Origin of the sequence: Bacillus sp. FSL M8-0266 (genome assembly GCF_038613425.1) — a bacterium.
Taxonomy (GTDB): domain Bacteria; phylum Bacillota; class Bacilli; order Bacillales; family Bacillaceae; genus Bacillus; species Bacillus pumilus.
The window spans coordinates 860742-885145 of sequence record NZ_CP152015.1 but is presented as its reverse complement, the minus strand read 5'-3'; the positions used below and the strand labels follow the sequence as shown (position 1 = coordinate 885145).

The following is a 24404-nucleotide window of genomic DNA, read 5'->3' as shown; positions in this document are numbered from 1 at the left end:
CACCACTTATGATGAAAAGTGGTGTTTCTTGTGTTTTCTCCGTGCATATAGGATCGCACCAATCAAACTGACGAGTGAAATCAATGCAAGAATTCTGATATAAGGCGGATAGTAGGTTAGCACAATCTCGTTTTTCCCTTTTTCTATTGGAAAGCCAATAAAAGTGTAGTTGGCTTTTTCAATATCGGTTTTGTGTCCGTTCACCGTGAGCTCCCAGCCTTTTTCATATGGAACAGGCAGAATCATGTAGTCATCACTGCGCTTGTTATCATATGAAATCGAAAAGCGGTTGTTTTTAAGCTTTACTTGCTGGCTGCCATCATCCTGTTTTTCTTTTTCATATGCTTTCTCTAGGACGCGGTAAGGTTCTTGATACAGCTTCAGTTGATTGAGCTCGTATGTCCCTTTTGGTACTCGAATGGAGAGGATCTTTTCCGCTGGGACCCGAATCGTCACTTCATTGACACCTGTTTTGTAGATGGATGTATTGCTTTTTCGTGATGTGACATAGTCGTCAACGGATAACTGAAATCCTTCGTTACGGTCGGTGCGCTTCACATAAAAGCTCACATACACATCCCCCACGCGAGCGATGTCATCTGGCAGTGTGATATTCAGACCGCCCATTTCTCCGTATACATCAAGCACGCCATGTTCGTATACAGCTTGTTCCGTATGAATATTCGTATCTTTGACTCGATCTGCTGCGCGCTCGATTTCAGCGTTTCCTTTCTTGTCTAAAATGACGCCTTGCAGCATCGCATGCTCTTTATCAAGTGCTGAGGCATCCTTTAAGGATTGTTCTGAATAAACGGTGCTCGTTGTTCTTGCAAATGGCAGTGACCGCGTATTTTCATATACCTCATAATGCTCACTTTTCAAGATTGGCTTAAAATAAGCTGGCGGTGAGTAAGACATTGTGTTGTCTCTCATATAATACTTTCCGTAGGTCAGGCTGTATAAATTCGCCCTGTCCCCCATTGTTGCATACCGGCTGACACTTTCCCTCCCCATATCGATTTGCAGGTCATTCCAGTAGAAATTGAGCAAATGCTGATTCAATATACTTGAATACACACTCATGCCTTGAAAGCCTTCAAATAATGGGGTATTGTTTCGCACGCCATTCATCCAATCAATCCGGGCGAGCGGATCTTTTGAGCGGCTTTGAATTTGCTGGATCAGCTTCATTTGTTCATGGCCAGCATATGCCTCACTATTCAGATACGTATCTGATACGCTCTTAATATTGCTTCTTTCAGATAAGTATCCCTGCTGATACACGCCTGCTGTCAGTAGGCTAATGGCAATAAGCACAGCTGAAAAGAGACGAAGGTGCTGGCGTTTTTCCGCATGCATCCATAGGAAGAACAAGCTAATCACAAACAATCCTATGCCTGTAAACACAACGACATCCATGTTTCCCTTTGCTCGTTCTGAAAGGACGACAGCAAGAAGGAACACGATCCAAGCGCCTAAGACCGCACGCTTTTTCCACTTCCACTCGATTTGTGAGAAATGCTTGATCGTGATGGCAACGACCGCTCCAACTGTAAAGGCAAGAATGTATTCAAATCTGTACTGCGGTGCTGAAAAACCATTAAACACACTCGCTATCTTTGGACTGTAGTGAAAAACAATGAGCAGAGCGCTGATCGATGTAAACATGAAAAACCATCTGTTCCGGTAAAGCGGTACGAGAAACAGACAAATCAGAAAAATCACGGGTAATAAATACACCCTGCTCGTAAACAGCAGATGATCATGCAGCTCGAACCAAGGAATGACCTGTTCATACGGCGGTCTTATATTGTTAAGAAAGCCATAAACAGACGGGATAAAAAAGGCGGCACTGATCCCAAAGGATAACAGCGTAGAGATCGCAAGTGTCCAGAACACTTTCCACCCGCGCTCCTCACTTCGTAGCTTGATCATATATCTGAAGACAAGATATATCGCTAAAAAGATAAAGTGAATATAAGCAAAGTAAAAGTTGTTGATGAGCATCAGGCTGCACGCCAAAATAAACCAAGCCGGCTTACCCGTTTTGAATATCCGCTCAACCCCAAGTACAAGCAGCGGAAGCCACATCATGCTGTCGGTGAAAAATTCCCAAAACGTTTGATGCCGGAAATACACAATAGATAATCCATAAATTGCGGCACCTGTCAGTGCACCCAGTCTATTTTGAACCATTGAAAGAAGCACACGGTAAGCAATGAATAGAATGAGCGTCAGCTTGATTACACTCAGCCAAATCACGGCATTTGCCCAGAAATGAATGTCCGTTGACTGTATGAGATGGAGCGCATTCATCAGCCAGACGACAGCGACTGTCACCATAAAGACCGTCGACGTTGTGAAATAATACCCTAATTGCGTGTATGTACCGCCGCCTAGACCGAATTGATAGGAATAAAAGAAATTCCCTTTGACATATTCGTCGTAAAGCAGCTTTTTAAATGGGAGCATTTGCGAGATGCCATCCCCATCTCCTGTCATGTACCGGCCTTGCGTATATTCATATAAGAAAAAGGAGTGGCCTAATAATGCAAGAATGAGGCACATTCCAATGATTATCCATCTACGTTTCATCATCTAAATCCTTTCCACAAAAGATCCATTGTTCTTTGAAACAAAACAACCCAGCAAGCGATTCGTGCTTGCCGGTTATTTGACTCCACGTTATTTAAATAACTGTGTTAACACTCGGTCTTGTTCCTTTGAGCTTGTCTCTTGCTGCATGACATTTGATTCTTGGATCAAATAATGTGGCCTCTTTTTCGTTTCATAATAAATGCGGCCAATATATTCTCCAATCACACCTAGACTCAAAAGCTGGACACCTCCGAGGAAAAGCACAGCCGATATTAAAGTGAAATAACCAGGTACCATCACGCCCGTTCTGACGATTTGAATAAAGGTGGCAACGATGTAAATCAAAGAAAGGAATAAGATCAGTATGCCAGTATAAAAACAAATACGCAGCGGGCGGTTGTTAAAAGAAATGACGCCATCTATGCCGTAGTTAAACAACTTCTTTAATGACCATTTTGTATCACCATGCTGTCTTTCTACATTTTCATAATAGATGACCTTTTCTTCAAACCCAATCCAGCAAAAAAGCCCTTTTGAAAAACGATTTCCTTCTTTTAGCTGAAGCAATGCATCGATTGCTTGGCGCGAAATCAAACGGAAATCTCCGACGCCATCACGCAAGTCCACTTCGACTACCTTGTTCATCACTTTATAGTACATGGATGATAAGTAAGAGCGAAGCTTGCTGTCTCCTTTACGGTTCCGTTTGGCAATGACTTGATGGTAGCCTTCTTCATATCCTCTGACGAAGTCCTGAATCAAATACGTTGGGTGCTGCAGGTCGGCGTCCATGATGATCGCAGCTACTCCCTTCGCATATTCAAGTCCTGCAAGTATAGCGGCTTCCTTCCCAAAGTTACGTGAGAAGGAAATGTATTTGACCTTTGCACTTTTGCGAGAGAGCTCTCTCATGTATTGAAGTGTATTATCTTTGCTTCCATCATTCACAAAAATGATTTCAAAGTCATAATGAAAATCGCGAAACTCTTCCTCGAGTGCCTCAAAGATTCGTCTGATGTTTTCACCTTCATTGTAAGAAGGAATTATAACAGAGAGCAATTCTCGTTCCATATCGCACCTTCTCTTCACTTTTTTCACATAGTCTGATATGTTCATTATTCCTTTTTTGTCAGGAAACGAAACCCTTTTTTATTATCCATAAATTACATGTATCTTTAATCGTTCTATTATATCAGAGTTTTATTTCCAGTGATTTTCAGTAAGATGAATTTAATGTAATTTTAAGTTTAACCATTGTAAAAAGCCTGTAATTTCGATCACAGGCTGGGTATTGTCTCTTAAAATTGTTTACTCATTTATATATTTTCCTATTTCTTGAAAAAGATGAGGGGCACTTTTTTTAATGAAGCAGCCCTTTATTCTGCCCTTGTAGATGCTCGTTTGCCTTCGATTGTTTATTTTGGAATAAATGCAGCTGCGCACCGTAGCTCTCAATCCACTCTTGGACAATCCGTTCAGTTGTTTCCTGTCCTTTATACTTGTAGCCAGCCTTTGCATAGGTTGTTTCAAAATCACTCCAAAGCAGCTCTACCCATGTACGTGCTTCGTCATATGTCAGCATATTGTTTTTTTCCATGAGTTGTTCTGTTAGTCGCTCAAAGTATTGTTCCATGTCGGTTCCTCCTTCATCTAGCAGAAAGTGCCTTTTTAAAAAAACCTCTTTTTTCATATACTACCCTTACGTCTTCAAAAGACGCAAATGATTTGTATTGTTTGGAGGGAATCGATATGCGTAATAAAGCAAAAGGTTTTCCAAATCAAGTGAATCACAAATTTGAAGGCGAGCCAGGCGCCACAGATGCTTATGCGTCTAAAAGGCCGAATGGTGAGACGAATACACGTCCACAGGAAACGTATGAGGGCATCAGGGAAACGCTAATTTTTCCAAAGGGAGTGCTTGAGATATGAGTTCAAATGGGAAATCGTATATGGAAGACTTTGTTCAATTAAGGACAACCGCTTACCCTCAACCATGGGCGAATGCAAAGCATTCTGCCTCTCAGGTCAACGGAGAAACGCAGCAAACGCAGCACGACATCGTACTTCAGAACAACGTCCGTAAACAACGTTCGAAGTAAAGAAAAGGACTGATCTCTAGGATCAGTCCTTTGTCTTCTTTTCAGCGTGATAGAAAACCTTTGCAGCCCTAGGAAGGACGAGTACTGGCGCGGAGCAAATTTGACATTCGTGAGCACCAGCACGCAGGACTAGCGCCGAATGCGAGGGTTTGCCTACATGCTGGATCAGTCCTTTTTCGTAAGCATTGAAATTGGCAGTGCATCTTCTTTATTTGGAGCTGATACTCTGTGTCCCCACGCAAATACACCATTTAAATATTCCACGTAAAACTGCTCGTCTGTATCTTTGATTTGATAAGTCGTTTTCGTTTGAATCAAGGCTGGATCTAATAAGTAAGCTTTGGCCATATCGATTTTCCGTTCTAAGACGGCATATTCATTCACAATGCCAAGCTGCTCAGCCTTTCGTGCTTTTTCAGAAAGAGAGGCAATCTCCTGCTTCAATTCGTATTCCGTCATCTCACTATAACGTTTGTCCATCTGTCATTCCCCTTTGTCTAAAACGTGATCAATTGTGTCGAGATCAAAGCCTTTTCTGAATAAAAATTGCTTCACTTTCATCTTCTTTTCAAATGATCCGTCATATCCTACCTTGCGTTTTGCCTTCTCCATCATATAAAGGAGCGCTTCTTCTTCCTTTTCCTCTTCTTGTCCATCATAGGCTTCTTGAAGGGCTTTATCAATGATCCCAAACGAAAATCCTTTTCGCTGCAGCTGCAGCTTGATGCGCTGCTCGATCTCTTTTGCGGAACGATTTTTTTCTTTTCTCACAAGCTTCTGAACCTGCTTCACAGCTTCCTCCAGCTGTAAGTCATCAGGATATTGCGATAGTGCTTGTTCAATGTTGTCATCATCTATTCCTTTGAGCTTTAGCTCTTTTTTCAGGACGGACGGCCCTTTGCTGTTCGTTTTACGGTGGGTGCTGACATAGGCTTCCGCAAATTCAAGATCATTTACATACTTGTAATGCTTTAATTTGTGTATAATTTCACTAATAGCAGGTGCTGGGATTTCTTTTTTCGTCAAATAATCGGTTACTTCTTTCACCGATCTCATTCGGTAGGATAAATAATCGACGGCCTGTTGAAATCCTTTTTTCACAGCATCACCGAATTGAATGTCGATGATATCTGCTTCGTCCAGCTCTTTCCCTTTTTTCAAATCGTGCTGGACGAGCACATCTAGATCAACGCTAAAGGCGTATTTTTCATCTAGAAAAATGTTCACCCGCTCTGTATTGTTTTTCTGAGCAGAGATTTTTGTAATATAGGGCATCCTGTGATCACTCCTTTTTTAAAACAGTCAGGATGTTTCTTCTGATTCAAAATCGTGAAAGATATAAGTATGTATATGAGAGGAGAGATGTCAATTGAATATCGCCATCACCGGAGGAACCGGTTTTATCGGCCAGCACGTCACTAAAGTGCTGGCTGCTGAAGGACATCATCTATATATTTTAACAAGAAATCCAAAGGAATCCGAACAAAATCATTTACACTATGTGCAGTGGCTGACAGAAGGTGCTGCGCCTGAGCATGAATTGCCTGCGATTGATGTCTGGATTAACCTTGCTGGAAAATCCATTTTCACCCGCTGGACAGACAAGGCAAAAGAAGGCATCCTCTCTAGCCGTATTCAATCCACACAAGAAGTGAGACGCATTATAGAAGCGCAGGAATCGAAACCATCTGTGCTCATTCAAGCAAGTGCTGTCGGAATTTATGGCACGTCTCTAACAGGAGATTTTACAGAGGAATCACCTCCTGCGGATACTGATTTCTTAAGTCATACATCAAAGCGTTGGGAAGCTGAGGGGCAAAAAATTGATGCACTCGGCATTCGTACGGTCTACACACGCTTTGGCGTCGTATTAGGAGAAAAAGGTACACTGCCACTGATGACACTGCCATATAAACTATTTGCCGGCGGAACGATTGGCTCCGGCTCGCAATGGGTTTCATGGGTTCATGTCGAAGACGTGGCACATCTCATGGCTTATGCAATACACAATGACGACATCTCAGGTCCACTCAATGTCACATCACCGAATCCTGTTCAAATGAAGCAGCTCGGACAAACGATTGCGTCTGCCCTTCACCGCCCCCACTGGCTAAAGGTCCCGTCCTTTGTCATTCAAACGGCACTTGGCGAAATGTCATTACTTGTTTTAGAAGGACAGCGTGCGCTGCCGAAAAAGGCTTTGCTTTCTTCTTATGACTTTTTGCATCCTGAATTAAAAGAAGCGATTTTACATTCAGAGGAATAATTTTTGTCAAAAACACCCATCCTATTAGAAATGAGATGAGGGGGCGATTTTGATGAAGAAAAAAGAACACCAGCCAACTTCAAAGCTGAAGAAAACCCAGGAAGTCCTGTATCAGCAGGAATTCAAAAAAGCGGAAAGAGCAGCAGAAAAAAGAAACAAATAAGATGGATATTCCACTCCAACAAGCACATAACTAAAGTGATCTTGTAAAGGAGGGAAAGGCTTTGAAAAAAGACCAACACCAAAAAGCCAATCACGAACTTGCAGCACAAGAGTCGGATGGCGAATATGTTGAATTTTCCAAAGAACTTGCAGATCCGAATGACGTAAAAGCAATGGCACGTATGAAAGCAGCCGACCAGCGCGCCAAAAAACAATAAGTCAAAAAGCAGACCTTATTCAGCGGTCTGCTTTTTGACTTATTTGATTTCAGTAAGAAGACTTGATGCTTTCTGACGTGATTTTTCCTCAGGCACCTCTTCTGGATAACCAATATGAAGGATGGCAGCAAACCGCTCGTTTTCCTTTAGGCCCATGTCCTGTTGAAAGCCTTTGTCGTATAAGATGCGGCCGCTCTTCCAGACCATACCGATTCCTTGATCCCAAGCAAGCAGCTGGAAGTTTTGAATGAGCGCGCTCACAGCGGCAAAATCATCATTTCTCACGACTGGATTCTCGTCTTCCTTTAACACTACAAGTAAAAGGGCTGGGACTTTTGAAAAGTAATCTCTATATTGATTGATCTTTTCTTCCTTTGCATCTGGATTGTTGCGCTTGAAGAACGCAATGAAGCGATCAATAAATGTCGCTTTCGCTTCATCCGTCACCGCATATAGAAAGCGCCAAGGCTCCGTAATTTTATGATTCGGTGCATAGACCGCATCCTCTAATAACGGCTGAAGCTGCTCAATGGCCACCGGCGTTTCTTTAAATTTTCGAATGGATCGTCTATATCTGACAGCGTCTCGTACCGTTAACGCTTCTGTTTGTTGTTTGATTTCTGGCATATGTGTCATCCTTTCAATCAATCTTAATTGAAATTGATTCTCATTCACATTATAAACATCATTTCGAGCAGTTGCAAATGGTGTATCCCATCCCGTCTGCTAAAAAGTTGTTTGAGTTTTTCAAGTAATGTTACAATCATATTACGTTTTAAACAAATTTTGATAAAAAAGCCAATATGATGAAATGATTTCAGGTATATTCCCATTTTGTCTGATTCGGTTATTTTGTCAAAAGGCTTTCAACCCATGATTGGAAGGGAGGCTTCTGGATGGAATGAAAATCAATATCGGGCAAATCATTAAGCTCTACCGTTATAAACAAAATATGACCCAATCTGAATTGGCAGAAGGAATTTGTTCTGTCTCTCATTTAAGTAAAATCGAAAATGGCTCAAAGGAGGCCAATCAAGATACGATCAATCTACTGCTTGAACGACTTGGCATCAGTCAAGAAACGCTGTCACAAAAGGCGCGTCATCTGCTGTCACTCTTGGATGAGTTTCAAATGAATATGTATTTCTATGCACTCGATCAAGCTGAACAAAATGCAGAAATGATCATTCAGCACGAGGAACAGTTCTTTTCTCTGGATTTAGGCATTCAGTATCATTTGTCCTTATTTCAATTTTATTTATTATCGGACAAGCAGCCGCTTGCCTTAAAAACACACCGCGTGCTTAAAAAGTTTGAAAAAACCTTTATTGAAACGGAAAAAGAAATATTTGAATATCTAGATGGCATTCATCTCATTAAAAATGGTCAGCTTGAAGAAGGCATAAAGAAACTTGAGAGTTGCTTTTCTTACGCGTCTGTTGAACAAAGTGACCTCTATTATCACTATGCAAAAGCACTTGGAAACATGGGACTTCTTGGCGATGCGCTTGAAGCAACCCATCAAGCCATGGATTTATATAGACAAAAGAACAATTTCAAGCGGATCATTCACTGCACACTCATTCATGGCGTGATCTCACTGGAACTAAAAGCCTTTCAAACAGCGAAGAAATATTTAAAAGAAGTAATTTTGCACACGTCCCTTTATCCTGATGCCTATATTAAAATGACCGCTTATTTTTATTACGGTGTGCTCTTAAAACGTGCAGGCGATTTCTCTTCAGCTGTGCCTTATTTACTAGATTCACTCAATTACTTTAATCAAGAACAGATAGAAGACCGTTACTGTGAAACACTGTATGAAATTGCAACATTATATGCTGAATATGACCGCAAAAAGGCACTTCCCTACATACATGAGCTGTTAAAACAGCCTCGTATTCAGCCAAACTGTTTATATATGATCAAAATCTATAAATTAATGATTGAGGAAAACCCTCTTGATTTGAAAACCTATTTGATCGAAGCAGCCCTTCCTTACTTTAAACAAAATGAGCTGCACAGTGAGTACTTGTTTGCTCTTAGAACCTTGCTTTCCTATGCGGCTTCTGAGCTTGACGAACATGCGTTTATGTCCTACACGAGAACGCTGCTCCATCATCTTGCATCATATGTCCCCTATTACAAAAAAGCATGACCTTCTGCCGATCGAAGGTCATGCTTTTCCTATTCATTAAATGGTCTTCTGTTGATCTGTATCAGGACGGGTGACTTGTTTGACTGAATGAACATACCGTTTTCTCGCAAAGTAATCGTACGCATGCTGACCAAAACCTAACCAAATGCTGAGCACGATGAATGGGATCGTTCCCCATAATGCAGGGATATTGCAAGCAATTTTCAGCCATGTATAGATCCCTGAGTTTTTTTGGTTTTTGGCTAAGGAAATTGACACGATTCGCTTTTCTGCCTTTTCTTCACTTATTTTGTTCAGTTTGAGCAGCTGCGAGTGTCTAAAGGATTCAAAATGAATACGGTTCTTCCAATCGAGAGCTTTCAACAAGTCCATCGCTTTTGCACATGAAGGACTTTGCCCGTCATAAAACACAAGCAGCCTAAGTGATTTGATGGAACGCTGTTCTCTTTTTTTCGATTCAGCGAGCTTCTTTTTTTCTTGATCGAGATAAATGATTTTTTTCATAGATTGATCGCCAGCCCTTTTCCGTCATTTGTTTTTTAGTTCGTTCAAAGGAGATTACAACTAGATTACTATAGTTGCTGGGCCTCTTGTATTGGGAAAAAGCAAACCAACGTGCGTTATATGAGCCTTTAGATAAGGGCAAAATTAAGGTTTTCATGGCACATATGAGGTTTTTCAACTAAAAATGGTTGGGAAAATCGTGATGCGTTGCGGTTTTCTGCGGTTTTTTGTAGAATTCTGCGGTTTTTCTACATCTTTATGCGGTGTTTTGTAGGTGAGACGCAAAAACAAGATAAAAAAAGACTACTTCCCGTTGCGGCGAAGTAGTCTTTTGGTTTATATTTTTTCCAAAACTTCTACTATTTCTTTCTCAATATCTTTCCATAAGTAACGATCTGTCGTATAGTGATGTGCGGCTTCTTTCGCAAATACTTGAAAAGCTTCCTCAAAATCAGGGGCATCCTTGTCGGGTTTTTTCTCATCAACAAATCGCTGTGCTTCTGTTGAACGTGGTCCCCATTTACCTACTTCATTCCCATCCTGATCAATGATCACGATAATCGGAATCGATCTTGCGGTCCCGTTCGTTAAATACTGATCCATCAGATCTAGATGCTCGTCCCGAATGAAATAGCGCGCATCAATGAGTGCTTCACTTGCAATACGCATGAAAATTGGTACATTGACCATCGCATCTCCGCACCAATCCGCTGTGATGACAAGCGCTCTGAGCTTTTTCTTTTGCAGCTTTTGAAGCAGCTCTTTTTCTTTTTGATGAATTGCGTACTGGTTGTACACCGTGAGTAGATTTTCTCGGTTTTTCTCCATGTTGTGTACATATGTACGTTCAGTTAATCCCTTTTTAAACCATTCATTTAATGTCATATTTACATCCCCCTTACTCTTCAACTTTACCACTTTTGCTATTCTTTTGTCTAAAAAAACCTTCACCTAGTGAAAGGTAAAGGTTTTTGATCTATGGACGCCGGTTGCGATTTGGGTCCATCCCAATCAGCTTGGTGACAAGCACCATTGTGACAGGTAATGATGTATTCTTTTTATACGCTAAATATTTCCCGCGCCATTCAGGTTTATATTTCTGTTTAAACGACCGTAATCCGCTGAAGCTGTACATAAATCTGACGTTGTTGAAAATAACACTCGCCAAACGCTCCGTGAGGAAAGATTGATGAAATGTTCCTACATTTGATAAAGGCGCCATTCCCATGTTAAAGGATTTGTAGCCTTTTTCTTTCGCCCATTGAAAAAGGTGGATAAACAGCGCATCCATCATCCCGTTCGGTGCATCGTGCATATGACGCATTAGGTCGATGGAAATCTCCCCTTCTTGATACATCGGCATTAGTGATACAAAAGAAATGATCTCCCCTTGTTCATCCTTCAGAATCGCAATCGGTGCTTTTTGAAGATAATCTTCTTGAAAATAGCCGAGCGAAAATCCTTTTTCATTTTTCTTTCCGAGCCAGCTGTCAGAAATCCGTTTTAAAGTTGAGATAAGCTCACCTGAAAAAGGCGGTTCCAGCATTTCAAACGTATAGCCTTCTCGTTCAAACTTATTGGCCACAGCCCGTAAATTTGATTTTTTCTTACCGGAAAGAGAGAACGTTTCTAAATCGACCATGGCTTCTTCTCCAAGCTTAAAGAAATGAAAGCCTAAGTCATGGTAGAGCGCCATCCCTTCCCGTTCTACTTGATAAAAAGCAACGCGATAGCCTGCTTTTTCTGTCTGCTGTAGAAACTCTTCAAGTACAAGTGGATAGGACGATTTACGTCCAGATGGATCTCCAAGCACAATGACGCAGCGGCCAATGCGCCCAAATTGAAGCATCGCCTCTCCATCACTTGAGAAAAATAATTTTTTATCGCCTAAAAAGCCAAGATGACTGAGGGCATTTCCACCCTTTTCCTCTAAAAACGTTTTTAATTTTTCCTCATCTGCTATTTCTCCAATCGGAAATGCTCTTTTATTAAAAATCAATCTGCTAATGAAGAAAAAAAGCGGTACACCGATGAGCGCAATCATGCTTGTCATTGTGATATGCCGTTCATTATGCACCAGGTAATCCCTACTCAAGAAATGTCCAATTTTTGTCCAAATAAAGTTGCCGATGACATTATAGTTAAACAGCACGAGTAAATAACCAGCGGCAGCCGCCACAAACTGATACAAGGAATAAGGGGCCTGCTGCTTCACAAATTGATTTCGAAGAGAGAAAAATACAACCATGATGACTGGCAGAATAAAGATGAGACTCAGGTTAAATCCTTTTAACAAAGTAAACACAAAGCCGCCTGCTAGGGCGATCATCGTCAGCACATACGATCTTTTCGTTCGTTTATACACTTCAATGGACAAAATCATCAGGACGATGCCGAACATTAAAGAAAGACCATTAAATCCTGATAATAGAAAGCGTGGAATGCTCGTAATCACGCCTAATCGATCGACAGGAAGCACAACAGACGCCATGATGAGCAAGCCGCTTCCGAAAGTTAAAATTGATACTGATCCGTACAATAAACGGATTAATAAAGCACGGTGTAACACAATTAAGACGTTTGTTGTTTCTACGGCAGGTGCCATTCTCGGATTGCCTTCAAGACGTCTAAGCGTCGTTCCCGTTAAATCGTAAGCAGCTAGACAAAGCCCAAGGATAAACGGGAAGATCGAATACACGAAGCGGTACAAAACGAGCGCCGTCAGCACCATCTCTTTATCAAACCCAATGTACTGCATGCTCAGTAAAAAGATGAGGTCAAACGAACCAAATCCGCCCGGAACCATACTGATTAAACCGCCGATTGACGCAATCGCAAATACGCCTAATACAATCCGTACATCGACATTCATCCCCATAGAGACGACAGCCATGTACATGACGAGACCAGCTGCCAGCCATTCTAAAAACGATGCTCCGATATAAGCGTAAATCGGATGCTTCAGTCCGCTTTCACCGCTCTCAATCGAGCTTTTTCGTACGGATGCCATAATGATGTAAATAGGCACAATACAGGCAAAGATGATCACAAAGGCCCATAACCACGGCTCTTGGCTGATAATACTTTCAACAGGAAGCACCCTCACCAGGATCAGATCGCTGAAAATAGATAAGCCCAAAAGGACCGAGGAAGTCAAAAGGGCAATGCCTTTGAGCAGTTTTTTCGTATCGGTTATGTACTCCTTGTATAGAAGTGTTCTAAGCCCTGCTCCTGATAGACCGCCAAACCCAAGGACACTGTTAAAGGAGTTCGCAATCCAAGAAATGCGAATCGTTTTCCAGCCGCTGATGGGCATATTCAGGCTTTTTCGTAAAATAAAATCATATAAGGACATCGATAATACTGCGACAAGTCCAAGAAAAACAAGAATAAACAAGTCCATTCGATTCAAGCTGTCAATGATATAAAACGTTTTTTTAATGGAAAGGCCGCTCAGTTCCTTCTTGGCGACAAAAATTAAGACAAGGATAATCACGATCGGAAAAAGCATTTTTAAGATCGTCATACCCGTTTTTTTGTTCCACATGTTTTTCCCAACTTTCTAAGTTGCTTCATTTATTTCGACTGACCATTATTATACAACAAATACCACTTAATTCATGCAGTTTAACATTCAAAAGCTCGTCAAACCTTTCAATTAGAAGTAAAAATAAGTAATATAGAGAAAAGAGCCGCTTAAAGGAAGTGAACAAGCGTGGAATACAATATTCATGACACCACTGTATTAAAAGAAGAGATTCTATCTCCAGAGGAAAAAAAGACATGGGTGCTTTATATGAAAGTACTCACAGCTGCAGGTCTTGGAGATGTGTCAGAATGGATGAAGCTCGATATGAGTATGCCTCAAATGAAGGTACTCATGCTGCTCAATAACCATGGCTCTCTTAAAGTATCCGAAATTGCTGAAAAAATGGGGGCTTCTTTGTCCAATATGACAGGCTTGCTTGACCGTTTAGAACAGTCTAACTTTGTCGAGCGAAAGCATTCTGAGCGTGACCGGCGAATCATTGTCGTAGAACTGACAGAGGAAGCGAAAAATATTTTCAGAAGTATTTATCAAAAAGGACACGAAAAAATTAAAAATTCCCTGCAACGGCTCAATGACGAGGAAAAAGAAAAAGTCAATGAAGGGCTGGCTATTTTAGAAAAAGCACTGCGTCCTGAACGCGGCTAAACATGAAAAGGAAAAAAGACGGTCACTTGAGATCCGTCTTTTTTAGTTCTTCTTCTACTTGTTTATCTGAGAGGATGAAGGTTTTTTGAAGAACGACTCTGTCATCCCATAAAAGATAGGCTAAACCGATGATGAGAAAAATGATGCTGATCCACGTTCCGCCAGGCAGCAGTTGTTCAAGTTCCTCAAACGTTCTTTCTGAGCCTAAGCTGTTACTATAACGTATCTCGAAAAGCACATATTTCGCTACATAAAACAATGCCGCCATACAGATAAACATGGCGCCGACAATTCTTCTACCAGACATGTGTCTACTCCTTTAATTCCATTGATTTCTTTTGATTAATTCCGTGATATGGGCAAGATGATGCTTTGAGTGCCAGACATACATACCTGTTGCATCATATAAGGACACCGTTTGTTGATAGGCTGGGTGATAATAAGACGCAGTGAAGTCTTCCTCTGACATCCCTCGAAGTAATGTAACCCACCTGCGATGCAGACTGCTGATTAAGGGCAGCGATAGGCTGATGGGCGCTTTGCTATCTGGAAGCTCGGCGAATCCCGCCTGATCATATGGACGAATGTGCGGTATTTCTTCTGTGAGCGCAAGCTTGAATCGTAAGTATGCATTCAAATGGCTGTCTGCTACGTGATGAATGAGCTGACGGACGGTCCATCCTCCAGGCCGATAGGGTGTATCCAGCTGAGCATCTGTCAATTGATTGGTGACCGTTTCATATTCTTGAGGAATCGCAGCCAACTGATCAATCCATGCCACAAGCTGTTCTTTTGTTTTTTCTTCAGCCGGTTCATATAAGCCAATCGGATATTGTAATGACGTCATACACTCTCCCCTTTCTCAAATCCTTCTAGTACAAATTTGCCAATCATCTTTCCTTGCTCAAGTGTTTGATGTGCCTGCTTCAAATGAGCAGCATTAATCGGACTGAGAACCTTTGTTAATGTATGCGTCAATGTCCCCTGTTCAAATAACTCAGCCGCCTCTGTTAAAAGCTCATGCTGTTTGATCATGTCCGCTGTTTTGTACATAGGGCGTGTGAACATGAACTCCCATACAAATGCAGCACTTTTATTTTTGAGTAATTGAATGTCTAAGTTGTGCTGATTCTCGACAATGGTACAGATCGTGCCTTGCGGTTTTATGGCTTCTGCCATGCCTTTGAAGTGTCCGTCTGTATCATTTAGGCATAAAATGAAATCCACTTCGCCTATTTCTTTTTCCTGAAGCTGCGCAAGAAGCGGCTCATGATGATCAATGATATGATCAGCACCTAATGACAGACACCACTCTTTTGTTTCAGGTCTTGATGCGGTGGCGATCACAGTGACATTTGCTAATTTGGCTAGTTGGATGGCGATAGAACCTACTCCGCCTGCACCGCCGATGATGAGCAGTGTTGCCCCTTCTGCGTTTCGCTTCATATGCATTCGGTCAAATAACGCTTCATATGCCGTAATCGTCGTCAGAGGCATCGCAGCTGCTTCTGCAAAAGAAAGATTTGCAGGCTTTTTTGCCACAATCCGTTCATCCACAAGCTGATACTCACTATTTGAGCCTTGACGCGTGATATCTCCCGCATAGTACACGTGGTCACCCGGCTGAAATAATGTACACGCTTCGCCGACTTCAACAACCGTACCGCTTGCATCGTAGCCAAGAATTTTCAGTTTTTCTTCCTTCTGATCCTTCGGTGATCTCACCTTCGTATCAACTGGATTCACTGACACAGCCTCTACCTTCACCAGTATATCCTTGCCCGTTGCTTTAGGCTTTTCTACTTCCTGATCCATCAAGCTTTGCTCATGCTCGATCGGTAAGTACTCCAATAGTCCAACAGCTTTCACTCGTTCGCACTCCCTTTCTATATGCTTCTTTTCCACATTTTATCATAATTTTCTGATGTTTATGGATAGATCAAACGAGTGATTGCACATTAAGAACTCTTCAAAGCCTTTCTCTCCCTCGCTATATAAGAAGGACGTGCCTTTTGCAATGAAGGAACTTAGGAGAACCAGCTTTTGGATTTAAAGAATAGCTGAACGTAATAAAACTGGGTGTGTTGAAGGAAAACAATGATGAAGAAAAAAATAATGAAGAAGAGGTTAGACATATCTGCTATCCCCTGTATCCATTCGTTTATAAAAAACACCACAAAACTGATCATCATCAGCTGTTCAAGCCTTTGCACGATCTGGGTCAAGACATGTTCTCGTTTCGATAGATCACCAGACTGATGCTTTCTGATCTTTCTCGATTTATAAAACCAAATGATACTTTCCGCTAAGTTATGAGTGATAAAAAGTGCAATGAGCGTAATGAATAAAAGCGATGGGCGATAAAAGAATGGGATCAAAAATGGGATGACAAGAAAATAAATGGCAATACATGCGTGTCTCACTGATAAGAGAAATAGTTCTTTTTCTATGTATGGTTTCATCTGTTTCACCTCCATATGTACTACGCCTGATTTGCCAAAAAGTTCCCTCTGCCTATCAAAAAAGGATGCCCAAAGGCACCCTTCCTGAATCACATTTAAAATGCAGCGCTTAGTACGACAGGTCCTTGCGGCAGCTTGTTATCCTTTTTTGGTTCAAGGGTGACTGCCACGGTATCCCATGATTCACTCGCTTCTTTTTCTGATAATGCATAGGTGACGGTTCCTTCTCCTTTGTTATCTGTTTTAAAGGCACCGGCTGGCACCGGATGATCGCCTTTAATAAGCCATACTTGATAAACAGCAGATGAATCAAGCTGATCCTTTAATCCGTCTGCACTCACCACCAACTCTTTTTTGCCGTTATGCTCAATCACTGAGAAAGCACCCGTTGTTTTTGGTGATGCGGCTGATGCCAGTGATTTTGTCGCTACAACCCTGACAGGTTCTTCCGCCTGTTCTTTTCCATTCGATAAGAAATACACGTTTCCAGCTGCTGAAATGAGAAGCAGTGCGGCAACGAGCGGCAAGAGCCATTGATTTCGTTTCTTTTGTAGTGGTTTGATCTCGTTTTGTTCACGTACTGCCTTGAGCTCTTTCCTATGGCTATTCTTTTCTTCGGCCGTCTCTTCTTCAAACACCTGGGATAAAATACGGTCTTTCATCCCTGCCGGAGGTGTTTGGTCACCTGCTAGAAATGGAATGTCAGACATGAGCGATGTCAATTCTTCAAGCTCTTCTTTGCAAGCTGAGCAGTGCTTGAGGTGCTCTTCAAATTGTGCTTTTTCTTCTCCTTGGATATGCCCGTTGAAATAATCAATCACTTGATGTTTACACTGAGTCATGCCTCTTCCTCCTTTCCTCCGCGAGACAGTCTCGTCCGTAAGTGCTTCAATGACAATCGAATCCTTCCCTTCACCGTTCCAATGGGGATGCCTAGCTTTTCAGCAATACTTTTTTGTGTCATTCCTTTAAAATAGACATCTTCTATGATGGTTTGCTGTTCTTTTGACAATGTAGATACTGCTTCACGTATGATTTGTTTTTCCTCGTTCCATTCGACTTCCTTTGATACATCTTCTTGATGATCGGCTAAATATTCAATATGCTCATCTTCTAGTGCCGTTTCGTTCCGGTGCTTTCTTAGGAGATCAATGGCCGTGTTGCGTGACATCATGAATAACCACGAGGAGAATTTCCCTTTATCCGTATGGTATTCTCCTATGCCGCGCCAGAGCTTGATAAAGACTTCTTGAAGCACTTCCTCCGTAAGCTCACGGCTTCCAGTCATTTTATAAATAAACGAATATAACACACGTTCATAGCGATCATACAGCACTTCAAGCGAAGGCTTGTGACGATCAAATTTGATCTTGTGATACAGCTCAAAATCTTTCAGTGTATCCATGGTCATCTCCTTCCTTTTTCATGAGAAAGAGCATGCTGCATTCATCATGAAATCCTTCACGTATTGCTTATCACTCGATTTGCTGAAATAAGCCTACTTTGTACTTTACTCTTTTTTTAAAGAGAAAAAAAGAGCGCCGAAAAAGGAAGTATGCTCCTCATGAGAATGTACTTACTTTACGAAAAGCAAGGCCATTTGGATCCTATCTGAAAAGTCAAGAATCCATGTGTTTCCATTCTCTGTTCAGTTGATTCTAGCAAACTCTCGTCCCCCTCACAATGTAAATGAAGTAGAACGCATTTTTTCAACATGTCATAATAGAAGGTAACGAAATGAATTGGAGTGTCCTTACATGATGTTGACGATCATTCTTTTTTTATTAGCAGGAATAGCAGAAATTGGCGGCGGCTATCTTGTGTGGCTTTGGCTGCGTGAAGCCAAACCGGTCAGCTTTGGAATCGCCGGCAGCCTCATCCTCGTCGCTTATGGGGTCATTCCTACCTTCCAGCAGTTCCCGACTTTCGGACGGGTTTATGCGGCATATGGCGGTGTGTTTGTGGTTCTTGCTGTGTTTTGGGGCTGGTGGGTCGATCGAAAAACGCCTGATTTGTACGATTGGGTAGGCGCTCTTATTTGTTTAATAGGTGTGAGTATGATGCTCTTTGCCCCTAGAACTAGAGAAAAAGATTGCAATACATGTCATGAGAAAAAAGCCGGCGCTCTTTTGCCGGCTTTCACATTTCTCCTAATGAACTTTTTATGCACCGAATTGTGTTTCATAAAGGCGCTTATATAAGCCATTTTGCGTTAGTAATGTTTTGTGATTTCCTTGCTCTGCAATGCCACCTTTTGTCACAACAACAATTCGATCTGCATGTTGAATAGTTGCAAGGCGATGCGCAATGACTAGCGTCGTTCTACCTTCTGAAAGCTCTTCTAGTGATCGTTGGATCGAAGCCTCTGTTTCAGTATCTAGTGATGAGGTTGCTTCATCCAGTATTAAAATAGGGGGATTTTTCAGGAAAATACGTGCAATTGATACACGCTGCTTTTGTCCACCTGACAGCTTGACGCCTCTTTCACCAATCATTGTCTCAAGACCTTCGGGCAGGGATTCGACGAGTTCTTTTAGCTCTGCTTTTGAAACTGCCTGCCATATTTCATCCTCAGTTGCATCAAGCTTTCCATAAAGAATGTTCTCTCGAATGCTCCCATTAAATAAATAGACGTCTTGTTGGACTATTCCAATTTGTTGGCGCAGTGAAGACAGCTTCATCTGTCTACTATCAATGCCGTCTATCGTAATGGTTCCAGATTGCCATTCATAAAACCTTGGTAATAAACTGCATAGCGTGGATTTACCAGCACCGGAAGGACCTACTATGGCAACCGTTTCCCCTTGTTTGATCTCCAGATTAATATGCTCAAGGATCAAACTGTCCTTCTCATAACCAAAGCTGACATCATGAAATGTGATTTCACCTTTTAGCCCATCGACATGAATTGCATCAGGGACGTCCTTTTCGTCTGGGGCTTGATCTAAGAGCGAAACAAATCTCTTAAAGCCTGCGACTCCCTTTGGATACGTCTCAATCACTGAATTAATTTGTTGAATGGGTCCTAAAAAGATTCCAGACAGCAGGACGAATGAAATGAATTCACCATAGGTCATATTCTTTTGCATCACAAACCATGTCCCGCATACAAGGCCAAAGATGGTGACGCCCTTCATAAGCAGATGACTAATCGAAGCGTGTAATGCCATCATTTTGTATGTGGTTAATTTCGTTTGTTTAAACTGTTCATTGTGTTCAATAAAGCGATCAATCTCATGCGTTTCATTCCCAAATGCCTTCACTACTCGAATTCCGCTCACATTATTCTCAACCCTAGCATTGAATCGACCAATGCTTGAAAACATGTGATCAAAGGCAATCGACATTTTCTTCGTAAAATAAACCGAGAGCCATATTAAGAATGGAACAATGAGAAACGTGAGGACGGCAAGCTGCCAATTAATTGATAGCATCAGGGCAAATGCACCTGTAAGAGTCATCATTGCAATAAATAAATCTTCAGGACCGTGGTGAGCGATTTCACCAATATCCATTAAATCGTTTGTCATGCGTGAAACAAGCTTTCCTGTTTTCTTTTGATCAAAGAATCGAAAAGACATTTTTTGTACGTGGGTGAATAGCTGACTTCTCATATCTGTTTCAATATTGATACCTAGCTTATGTCCAAAATATGTCACCACATAATTCATCGCTGAGCTGACGACATAGACTGCCAGTAAAATTCCACTCCAGATGAGAATCATTTCCCAGTTTCTGTTTGGGAGCAGGTCATCTACAACCATACTGATCGCAAGTGGAAATGATAATTCAAGTAGTGCCGCTATGACGGCACAGGAAAAATCTAATATAAACAGCCCCATATATGGCTTATAATAGGAGAAAAATCGTTTTAACAAAAAGCAGCCCCCTTACTTCTGAGATAATTCTGTCAATATCTCAACGTATTTTTCTGCTTGATTGGCGATAGCTATTGGATCAAATGGCCAGAAATACGTAATATCCAAGTCGTGTACTTGATTCTTTTTCACTGCTTTTAAGCTTTTCCATATTGAATTGCTCTTATCGAATGTTCCTCCGTTGGCTTCATCAACAAATATATAGTCACCTGCATACTTTGGTAGCACTTCATATGAAATTTGTTCTAATCCTGACTTTCCATTTAAAATAGTGTCTGCAACCTCTTTTGGCGGCTGAAGCTGCAATTGTTCGTAAAGTGCTTGTCCACCTCGATAGATACCATTCCCATACACATAGACATCATTTCTAAATGCACCCAAGATTGACACTGTTTCGCCTTCTTTGATGACTGTTTTCACTTTCTTTCTAGCAGCTTCCATACGTTGATCAAATTTTTTCAAAAACGCTTTTCCTTCTTCTTCTTTATTCAAGATGCCGGCTAATGTAGTGATCTCTTCTTGTGAATCTTTAAATACACCGAACGGATAAACAATCGTTGGGGCAATCTTTCTGTAGACGTCAAGTACCTTTTCATCGTCTACAGCTGAAATGATGAGGTCTGGTTTTAAGCTTGCCACCTTTTCGGCGGAGCGTTCATCACTAATGTCTGCCACACCATCCACTTTGCCTTTGAGATGTATGTTTTTTAAATCTTGTGTTGTGGCACCAACCGGTTTTACCCCTAGTGCAACAGCACTACCCAAATACCCATCTACGAGAATACGCTTTGGATTTGCTGGAATCTCGACCTTGCCTTTCACTGTGTCAACCGTTTTTGTTTTTTCTTCGGCTTTTTTACTTTCTTCCTTTTGACCGCAGGCTGCTAGTGCGAATAACAACACTAAAGTCATTAAACTAAGAAATATGCCTTGTTTTTTCATACTTTTCTCCTCCATATCATGATGAATCATTGAGAATCATTATCATTTATTTGTCTCTCGTATTCTATCAACCGCTTGTCTATCGGTCTATGGATAATCGTCATAACTTGTTTATGGACAATTGTTAGAAACTCTTATTCTTTTATTAAAAATTGAGAGAATCGTTTCATGATTTCTATCGCTCGTTCCCCTTCACCAAATCTAAATTCTTCTAGTTTTAACAGGTAGAATGTATCATTTTGCACTGCGGGTAAATTACGCAGGACATCACTTTCCATCATACGTTTGTCCATATGTCTGTACCATCCATTTCGAACAGCCACAATAAAAAACATATGATCTGCTGCATAATCTGCTAAACGCTCAAGCGGAATCACAACATGTTTATCCGGTTTCAGCACCTCCTCTTGAATGGCTTCAGGGGGCTTCAACCCCAACGTTTTATATAGGTTGATTGCTCCTCTCGCATGAAAAGACCACATATACACCTTGTCATGTCCCCTTACTTCATATAAAGCAACCGTTTCCTTTTTTTTCAAAAATGGCGTCAAGCGAGCTCTTTCCTTCTGTGCTTGCTTCTCATAACGCTCCACCCATTGCTTTGCTTCTTCGCTCCTTCCGATGAGGCTACCTAAACAAAGTACCTCCTCTACAGGACTCAGGCGACTATATGGAAAAACAAGCACAGGAGCGAATTTCTCCATACGTTTCATCCATTCTATGTTTGTATAGAAATAATCAGGCATTAAAATGAGGTCTAAGTTCATGTCCTTCAAAACGTCGTCAGGTGTATGTTCATGAATGACGAAGACATCACTGAGTTGACCTTGAAGCAGATCTGAATAAAGAGCAATATCTTCTTCCATGCAAATTGGTTTCACTCCGAGCGCAAGCAGAGAGCCTACAAATTGAAAAGCGGCAATTCGTTTTGGTTGGCGACTCAGTCGATACTGACTAGGCGATCTGCCCGTTTTTTGACGAAACTTTCTGCTGAAATAGAGGCTATCAGTATAGCCTACTCTTTGTGCAATCGCCTGAACCTGTTCATCGGTTTTGAACAATAGCTTTTTTGCTTCATCTATTCGAATTTGTGCAATATAATCTGTAACACTCATCCCAACGCTTTTCTTAAAAAAAGTTGAGAAATAGCTTTCATTAAAGCCCATTTTATGTGCTAAGTCCTTACGGGTTAGTTCTTGTTGGTAATGCTCTGCAATGTATTGAAGAATCATTTGAATTGAATAATGATCAGCATGAGTTGTTTTCTCATTTTGTTGCTGAAATATTTGCAGTACTAGCTTTAGTAGCTTCACTTGGCTACTTTCTGAATAAGAGGGATCACTTAAACGTTTAATATGATGAAATAATACCGGTGAGCCCATCACCACTTGCCCGTTATCAGGCAGGGTATCATAATTGATTTTATAAATTAATTCATCATCAGCATCATTTGTGAGCATGTAATGTTCAAATGAAACAGCAAAAATTGTGACTTGCTGATTAGATAAAGAACGGATGACAACAGGGATGTGAGATCGTATAAACAGGCTATCCCCACCGTCAAGCTCGTACTCCATTCCTTCTAGCTGAATGACAACGGTATCATCAGCTGTTAAAACGCTTGGAGATTTTGTCTGCCATCTGTTCGTTTGTTTTGCTTTCAGACACATCTGAATTTTCTTTTTCACATGTAGCATCGTTTCCATTTGTGCGTTCATCTTCAGATACCTCCTTTCAGCCATAAAAAAGGTGATGCCGTTGCGGCACCACCCTTCTTGTTTTGTTTTTTTTAGCGATCCGCACCGGCTGCCAGCAATTCTTTGTTTTTTTCCTTAAAACGTTCATTATGAGAAGATACATACGCCACTTTCTCCGCATCTGGTTCGATATATAATTTCGCACTATTTAGTGCGTTCACACCATCTACAAACGTTCCTGCAATCAAGCGGACCTTGCTTTTATGTGTACATAAATCACCTACTGCATACACACCTGGTAAATTGGTCTCCATCTGCTCATTCACTTCAATGAGCCCCCATTCACCTTGCTTTAATCCCCATTCTGCAAGAACACTTAAATCGCCTTTCATGCCATGGTTGACAATGACTGCGTCTGTTTCAATACGTTCTTTTTCACCTGTTTCTAAATGCTGAACAGTGACAGCTTCGATTTCTTTTCCGTTACCATGTAGGTCAGTTAATTCATGTGGGGTTAAAATACGTGCACTTGAAGCTTTCATATTCGCCACGTTTTTTTCATGACCACCAAACATATCTCTGCGGTGTATAACAGTGACACTTTTCGCAATTGGCACAAGGGCATTTGCCCAATCCACCGCAGAATCGCCGCCCCCAGAGATGACGACTCTTTTTCCAGCGAAGGTTTTGAGCTCCTGAACCGTATAATAAAGGTTTGTTACTTCATAGCGATCTGCATTTTCAACCTCCAGCTTTCTTTGAACTGGAATACCATGCCCCATTGCCAGAATCAAGGTTTTGGTTAAATGACGATCACCATTTTCGGACGAAATCAATATATTTCCATCTTCTAAGCGATGAAAGTCTGTTATTTTTTGATTTAATGCAATGACAGGTTCAAATGTTTTGGCTTGCTGTTCAAGCTGTTTAATCAATTGCTCTCCTCTTGTCGGCACTAATCCGCCTACATCCCAAATGACCTTTTCAGGATACAGTAGGATTTTCCCGCCAAGGCTTTCGTTATACTCCAGTACCTTCGTCTTTAAATCCCGCATCCCACTATAAAAGGCGGTGTACATTCCTGCTGGACCGCCGCCAATAATGGTGACGTCAAACAATTCAAGCTGATCTGTCATTTGAGTCCCTCCAGTTTTTCATCGATTGATCTATTTATAAGTGATATTGATTCTCATTATCATATGTACCTATTGTAGTCTACTCTGGT

25 protein-coding genes and 2 pseudogenes are annotated in these 24404 nt (G+C 41.3%); 8 read left to right on the top strand and 19 right to left on the bottom strand.

Annotated features, from left to right (window positions below; genetic code table 11):
• Nucleotides 1-6: 6 nt before the first annotated feature.
• From MKY83_RS04195 to MKY83_RS04185, 3 genes are all read right to left on the bottom strand, one after another.
• A complete protein-coding gene (locus tag MKY83_RS04195; RefSeq protein ID WP_342488189.1) occupies nucleotides 7-2598 on the bottom strand; it encodes a YfhO family protein in 2592 nt (863 codons plus the stop codon).
• An 87-nt stretch (nucleotides 2599-2685) separates the two neighbouring features.
• On the bottom strand, nucleotides 2686-3669 hold the full coding sequence (locus tag MKY83_RS04190) for a glycosyltransferase family 2 protein (protein ID WP_003217835.1): 984 nt from the start codon (nucleotides 3667-3669) through the stop codon (nucleotides 2686-2688).
• Nucleotides 3670-3958: 289 nt separating this feature from the next.
• Nucleotides 3959-4231, bottom strand: a complete 273-nt coding sequence (locus MKY83_RS04185) for a YfhJ family protein (RefSeq protein WP_044139690.1) — start codon at nucleotides 4229-4231, stop codon at nucleotides 3959-3961.
• A gap of 116 nt (nucleotides 4232-4347) precedes the next feature.
• On the opposite strand from MKY83_RS04185, the pseudogene MKY83_RS04180 reads away from it, so the two are divergent.
• Together MKY83_RS04180 and MKY83_RS04175 are read left to right on the top strand one after the other, a co-directional pair.
• Nucleotides 4348-4498, top strand: a pseudogene (locus MKY83_RS04180) (small, acid-soluble spore protein K).
• Between the two features lie 25 nt (nucleotides 4499-4523).
• Entirely contained in the window at nucleotides 4524-4697 is a 174-nt protein-coding gene (locus MKY83_RS04175) for a YpzG family protein (protein WP_003217811.1), read from the top strand.
• Nucleotides 4698-4862: 165 nt separating this feature from the next.
• On the opposite strand, the gene MKY83_RS04170 is transcribed toward MKY83_RS04175, so the two are convergent.
• Nucleotides 4863-5177, bottom strand: coding sequence for a YfhH family protein (locus tag MKY83_RS04170; RefSeq protein ID WP_106030246.1), 315 nt, complete (start codon nucleotides 5175-5177; stop codon nucleotides 4863-4865).
• Nucleotides 5178-5180: 3 nt separating this feature from the next.
• Entirely contained in the window at nucleotides 5181-5972 is a 792-nt protein-coding gene (gene recX / locus MKY83_RS04165; protein ID WP_106067546.1) for a recombination regulator RecX, read from the bottom strand.
• A 94-nt stretch (nucleotides 5973-6066) separates the two neighbouring features.
• On the opposite strand from recX, the gene MKY83_RS04160 reads away from it, so the two are divergent.
• The 3 genes from MKY83_RS04160 (at nucleotide 6067) to MKY83_RS04150 (ending at nucleotide 7343) form a co-directional block, all read left to right on the top strand.
• Nucleotides 6067-6963, top strand: coding sequence for a TIGR01777 family oxidoreductase (locus MKY83_RS04160; RefSeq protein ID WP_106067547.1), 897 nt, complete (start codon nucleotides 6067-6069; stop codon nucleotides 6961-6963).
• Between the two features lie 52 nt (nucleotides 6964-7015).
• Nucleotides 7016-7126, top strand: coding sequence for a YfhE family protein (locus tag MKY83_RS04155; protein WP_017358836.1), 111 nt, complete (start codon nucleotides 7016-7018; stop codon nucleotides 7124-7126).
• A gap of 61 nt (nucleotides 7127-7187) precedes the next feature.
• Nucleotides 7188-7343: a YfhD family protein gene (locus tag MKY83_RS04150; RefSeq protein WP_003217852.1), complete on the top strand. Its 156-nt coding sequence runs from the start codon at nucleotides 7188-7190 to the stop codon at nucleotides 7341-7343.
• Nucleotides 7344-7382: 39 nt separating this feature from the next.
• Here MKY83_RS04150 and MKY83_RS04145 read toward each other — a convergent pair whose 3' ends face one another.
• Nucleotides 7383-7970, bottom strand: a complete 588-nt coding sequence (locus MKY83_RS04145) for a nitroreductase (RefSeq protein ID WP_185108759.1) — start codon at nucleotides 7968-7970, stop codon at nucleotides 7383-7385.
• 274 nt (nucleotides 7971-8244) lie between these two features.
• Between MKY83_RS04145 and MKY83_RS04140 the strand changes: the two genes are divergently transcribed.
• Nucleotides 8245-9501, top strand: coding sequence for a transcriptional regulator (locus tag MKY83_RS04140; RefSeq protein ID WP_185108757.1), 1257 nt, complete (start codon nucleotides 8245-8247; stop codon nucleotides 9499-9501).
• Between the two features lie 36 nt (nucleotides 9502-9537).
• Here the strand turns inward: MKY83_RS04140 and MKY83_RS04135 are convergent, their stop codons facing one another.
• The 3 genes from MKY83_RS04135 to mprF form a co-directional block, all read right to left on the bottom strand.
• Complete coding sequence (locus MKY83_RS04135) at nucleotides 9538-10005, bottom strand: DUF393 domain-containing protein (RefSeq protein WP_003217856.1); 468 nt, start codon at nucleotides 10003-10005, stop codon at nucleotides 9538-9540.
• Nucleotides 10006-10341: 336 nt separating this feature from the next.
• A complete protein-coding gene (locus MKY83_RS04130; protein WP_003217810.1) occupies nucleotides 10342-10890 on the bottom strand; it encodes a thioredoxin family protein in 549 nt (182 codons plus the stop codon).
• Nucleotides 10891-10981: 91 nt separating this feature from the next.
• Nucleotides 10982-13552 carry a bifunctional lysylphosphatidylglycerol flippase/synthetase MprF gene (mprF, locus tag MKY83_RS04125; protein ID WP_106067549.1) on the bottom strand — a complete coding sequence of 857 codons (2571 nt, stop codon included), beginning with the start codon at nucleotides 13550-13552 and terminating at the stop codon, nucleotides 10982-10984.
• A gap of 168 nt (nucleotides 13553-13720) precedes the next feature.
• Here mprF and MKY83_RS04120 point away from each other — a divergent pair, with 168 nt between their 5' ends.
• Nucleotides 13721-14200, top strand: a complete 480-nt coding sequence (locus MKY83_RS04120; RefSeq protein ID WP_008341672.1) for a MarR family transcriptional regulator — start codon at nucleotides 13721-13723, stop codon at nucleotides 14198-14200.
• Nucleotides 14201-14222: 22 nt separating this feature from the next.
• Here the strand turns inward: MKY83_RS04120 and MKY83_RS04115 are convergent, their stop codons facing one another.
• From MKY83_RS04115 to MKY83_RS04090, 6 genes are all read right to left on the bottom strand, one after another.
• Nucleotides 14223-14507, bottom strand: coding sequence for a hypothetical protein (locus tag MKY83_RS04115; protein WP_106067550.1), 285 nt, complete (start codon nucleotides 14505-14507; stop codon nucleotides 14223-14225).
• Between the two features lie 12 nt (nucleotides 14508-14519).
• Nucleotides 14520-15047, bottom strand: coding sequence for a YfiT family bacillithiol transferase (locus tag MKY83_RS04110; RefSeq protein WP_044139700.1), 528 nt, complete (start codon nucleotides 15045-15047; stop codon nucleotides 14520-14522).
• Complete coding sequence (locus tag MKY83_RS04105; RefSeq protein WP_106067552.1) at nucleotides 15044-16069, bottom strand: zinc-binding alcohol dehydrogenase family protein; 1026 nt, start codon at nucleotides 16067-16069, stop codon at nucleotides 15044-15046. Before MKY83_RS04105 ends, MKY83_RS04110 begins: the two co-directional genes overlap by 4 nt.
• A gap of 158 nt (nucleotides 16070-16227) precedes the next feature.
• Nucleotides 16228-16662, bottom strand: a complete 435-nt coding sequence (locus tag MKY83_RS04100; RefSeq protein ID WP_342488188.1) for a hypothetical protein — start codon at nucleotides 16660-16662, stop codon at nucleotides 16228-16230.
• A gap of 95 nt (nucleotides 16663-16757) precedes the next feature.
• Entirely contained in the window at nucleotides 16758-17504 is a 747-nt protein-coding gene (locus MKY83_RS04095) for an anti-sigma factor (protein WP_342488187.1), read from the bottom strand.
• Nucleotides 17501-18067 (bottom strand): sigma-70 family RNA polymerase sigma factor, encoded by a 567-nt coding sequence (locus MKY83_RS04090; RefSeq protein ID WP_342488186.1) that lies wholly within the window; start codon nucleotides 18065-18067, stop codon nucleotides 17501-17503. The genes MKY83_RS04095 and MKY83_RS04090 overlap by 4 nt, the downstream gene beginning before the upstream one ends.
• 352 nt (nucleotides 18068-18419) lie before the next feature.
• Here MKY83_RS04090 and MKY83_RS04085 point away from each other — a divergent pair.
• Nucleotides 18420-18740 (top strand): annotated as a pseudogene (locus tag MKY83_RS04085) (YnfA family protein); the annotation flags it as partial.
• Nucleotides 18741-18824: 84 nt separating this feature from the next.
• Here MKY83_RS04085 and MKY83_RS04080 read toward each other — a convergent pair.
• From MKY83_RS04080 to MKY83_RS04065, 4 genes are all read right to left on the bottom strand, one after another.
• Nucleotides 18825-20540, bottom strand: a complete 1716-nt coding sequence (locus MKY83_RS04080) for an ABC transporter ATP-binding protein (protein ID WP_113768305.1) — start codon at nucleotides 20538-20540, stop codon at nucleotides 18825-18827.
• A gap of 12 nt (nucleotides 20541-20552) precedes the next feature.
• Complete coding sequence (locus MKY83_RS04075; protein ID WP_044139708.1) at nucleotides 20553-21482, bottom strand: ABC transporter substrate-binding protein; 930 nt, start codon at nucleotides 21480-21482, stop codon at nucleotides 20553-20555.
• A 134-nt stretch (nucleotides 21483-21616) separates the two neighbouring features.
• Nucleotides 21617-23200 carry an AraC family transcriptional regulator gene (locus MKY83_RS04070; protein ID WP_065097465.1) on the bottom strand — a complete coding sequence of 528 codons (1584 nt, stop codon included), beginning with the start codon at nucleotides 23198-23200 and terminating at the stop codon, nucleotides 21617-21619.
• A 71-nt stretch (nucleotides 23201-23271) separates the two neighbouring features.
• The gene (locus MKY83_RS04065) at nucleotides 23272-24315 is read right to left on the bottom strand and encodes an NAD(P)/FAD-dependent oxidoreductase (RefSeq protein WP_065097466.1); all 1044 of its coding nucleotides are present in this window, start codon (nucleotides 24313-24315) and stop codon (nucleotides 23272-23274) included.
• Nucleotides 24316-24404 lie beyond the last annotated feature (89 nt).

What these genes read in the sequence shown, in the direction of transcription:
- MKY83_RS04075 (WP_044139708.1), bottom strand. Translation starts at nt 21,482, where the DNA reads ATGAAAAAACAAGGCATATTTCTTAGTTTAATGACTTTAGTGTTGTTA.
- MKY83_RS04130 (WP_003217810.1), bottom strand. Translation starts at nt 10,890, where the DNA reads ATGACATTAAATGAATGGTTTAAAAAGGGATTAACTGAACGTACATAT.
- MKY83_RS04115 (WP_106067550.1), bottom strand. Translation starts at nt 14,507, where the DNA reads ATGTCTGGTAGAAGAATTGTCGGCGCCATGTTTATCTGTATGGCGGCA.
- MKY83_RS04170 (WP_106030246.1), bottom strand. Translation starts at nt 5,177, where the DNA reads ATGGACAAACGTTATAGTGAGATGACGGAATACGAATTGAAGCAGGAG.
- mprF (WP_106067549.1), bottom strand. Translation starts at nt 13,552, where the DNA reads ATGTGGAACAAAAAAACGGGTATGACGATCTTAAAAATGCTTTTTCCG.
- MKY83_RS04135 (WP_003217856.1), bottom strand. Translation starts at nt 10,005, where the DNA reads ATGAAAAAAATCATTTATCTCGATCAAGAAAAAAAGAAGCTCGCTGAA.
- MKY83_RS04140 (WP_185108757.1), top strand. Translation starts at nt 8,245, where the DNA reads ATGAAAATCAATATCGGGCAAATCATTAAGCTCTACCGTTATAAACAA.
- MKY83_RS04185 (WP_044139690.1), bottom strand. Translation starts at nt 4,231, where the DNA reads ATGGAACAATACTTTGAGCGACTAACAGAACAACTCATGGAAAAAAAC.
- MKY83_RS04095 (WP_342488187.1), bottom strand. Translation starts at nt 17,504, where the DNA reads ATGACTCAGTGTAAACATCAAGTGATTGATTATTTCAACGGGCATATC.
- MKY83_RS04070 (WP_065097465.1), bottom strand. Translation starts at nt 23,200, where the DNA reads ATGAACGCACAAATGGAAACGATGCTACATGTGAAAAAGAAAATTCAG.
- MKY83_RS04195 (WP_342488189.1), bottom strand. Translation starts at nt 2,598, where the DNA reads ATGATGAAACGTAGATGGATAATCATTGGAATGTGCCTCATTCTTGCA.
- MKY83_RS04175 (WP_003217811.1), top strand. Translation starts at nt 4,524, where the DNA reads ATGAGTTCAAATGGGAAATCGTATATGGAAGACTTTGTTCAATTAAGG.
- MKY83_RS04190 (WP_003217835.1), bottom strand. Translation starts at nt 3,669, where the DNA reads ATGGAACGAGAATTGCTCTCTGTTATAATTCCTTCTTACAATGAAGGT.
- MKY83_RS04110 (WP_044139700.1), bottom strand. Translation starts at nt 15,047, where the DNA reads ATGACGTCATTACAATATCCGATTGGCTTATATGAACCGGCTGAAGAA.
- recX (WP_106067546.1), bottom strand. Translation starts at nt 5,972, where the DNA reads ATGCCCTATATTACAAAAATCTCTGCTCAGAAAAACAATACAGAGCGG.
- MKY83_RS04155 (WP_017358836.1), top strand. Translation starts at nt 7,016, where the DNA reads ATGAAGAAAAAAGAACACCAGCCAACTTCAAAGCTGAAGAAAACCCAG.
- MKY83_RS04090 (WP_342488186.1), bottom strand. Translation starts at nt 18,067, where the DNA reads ATGGATACACTGAAAGATTTTGAGCTGTATCACAAGATCAAATTTGAT.
- MKY83_RS04100 (WP_342488188.1), bottom strand. Translation starts at nt 16,662, where the DNA reads ATGAAACCATACATAGAAAAAGAACTATTTCTCTTATCAGTGAGACAC.
- MKY83_RS04145 (WP_185108759.1), bottom strand. Translation starts at nt 7,970, where the DNA reads ATGCCAGAAATCAAACAACAAACAGAAGCGTTAACGGTACGAGACGCT.
- MKY83_RS04065 (WP_065097466.1), bottom strand. Translation starts at nt 24,315, where the DNA reads ATGACAGATCAGCTTGAATTGTTTGACGTCACCATTATTGGCGGCGGT.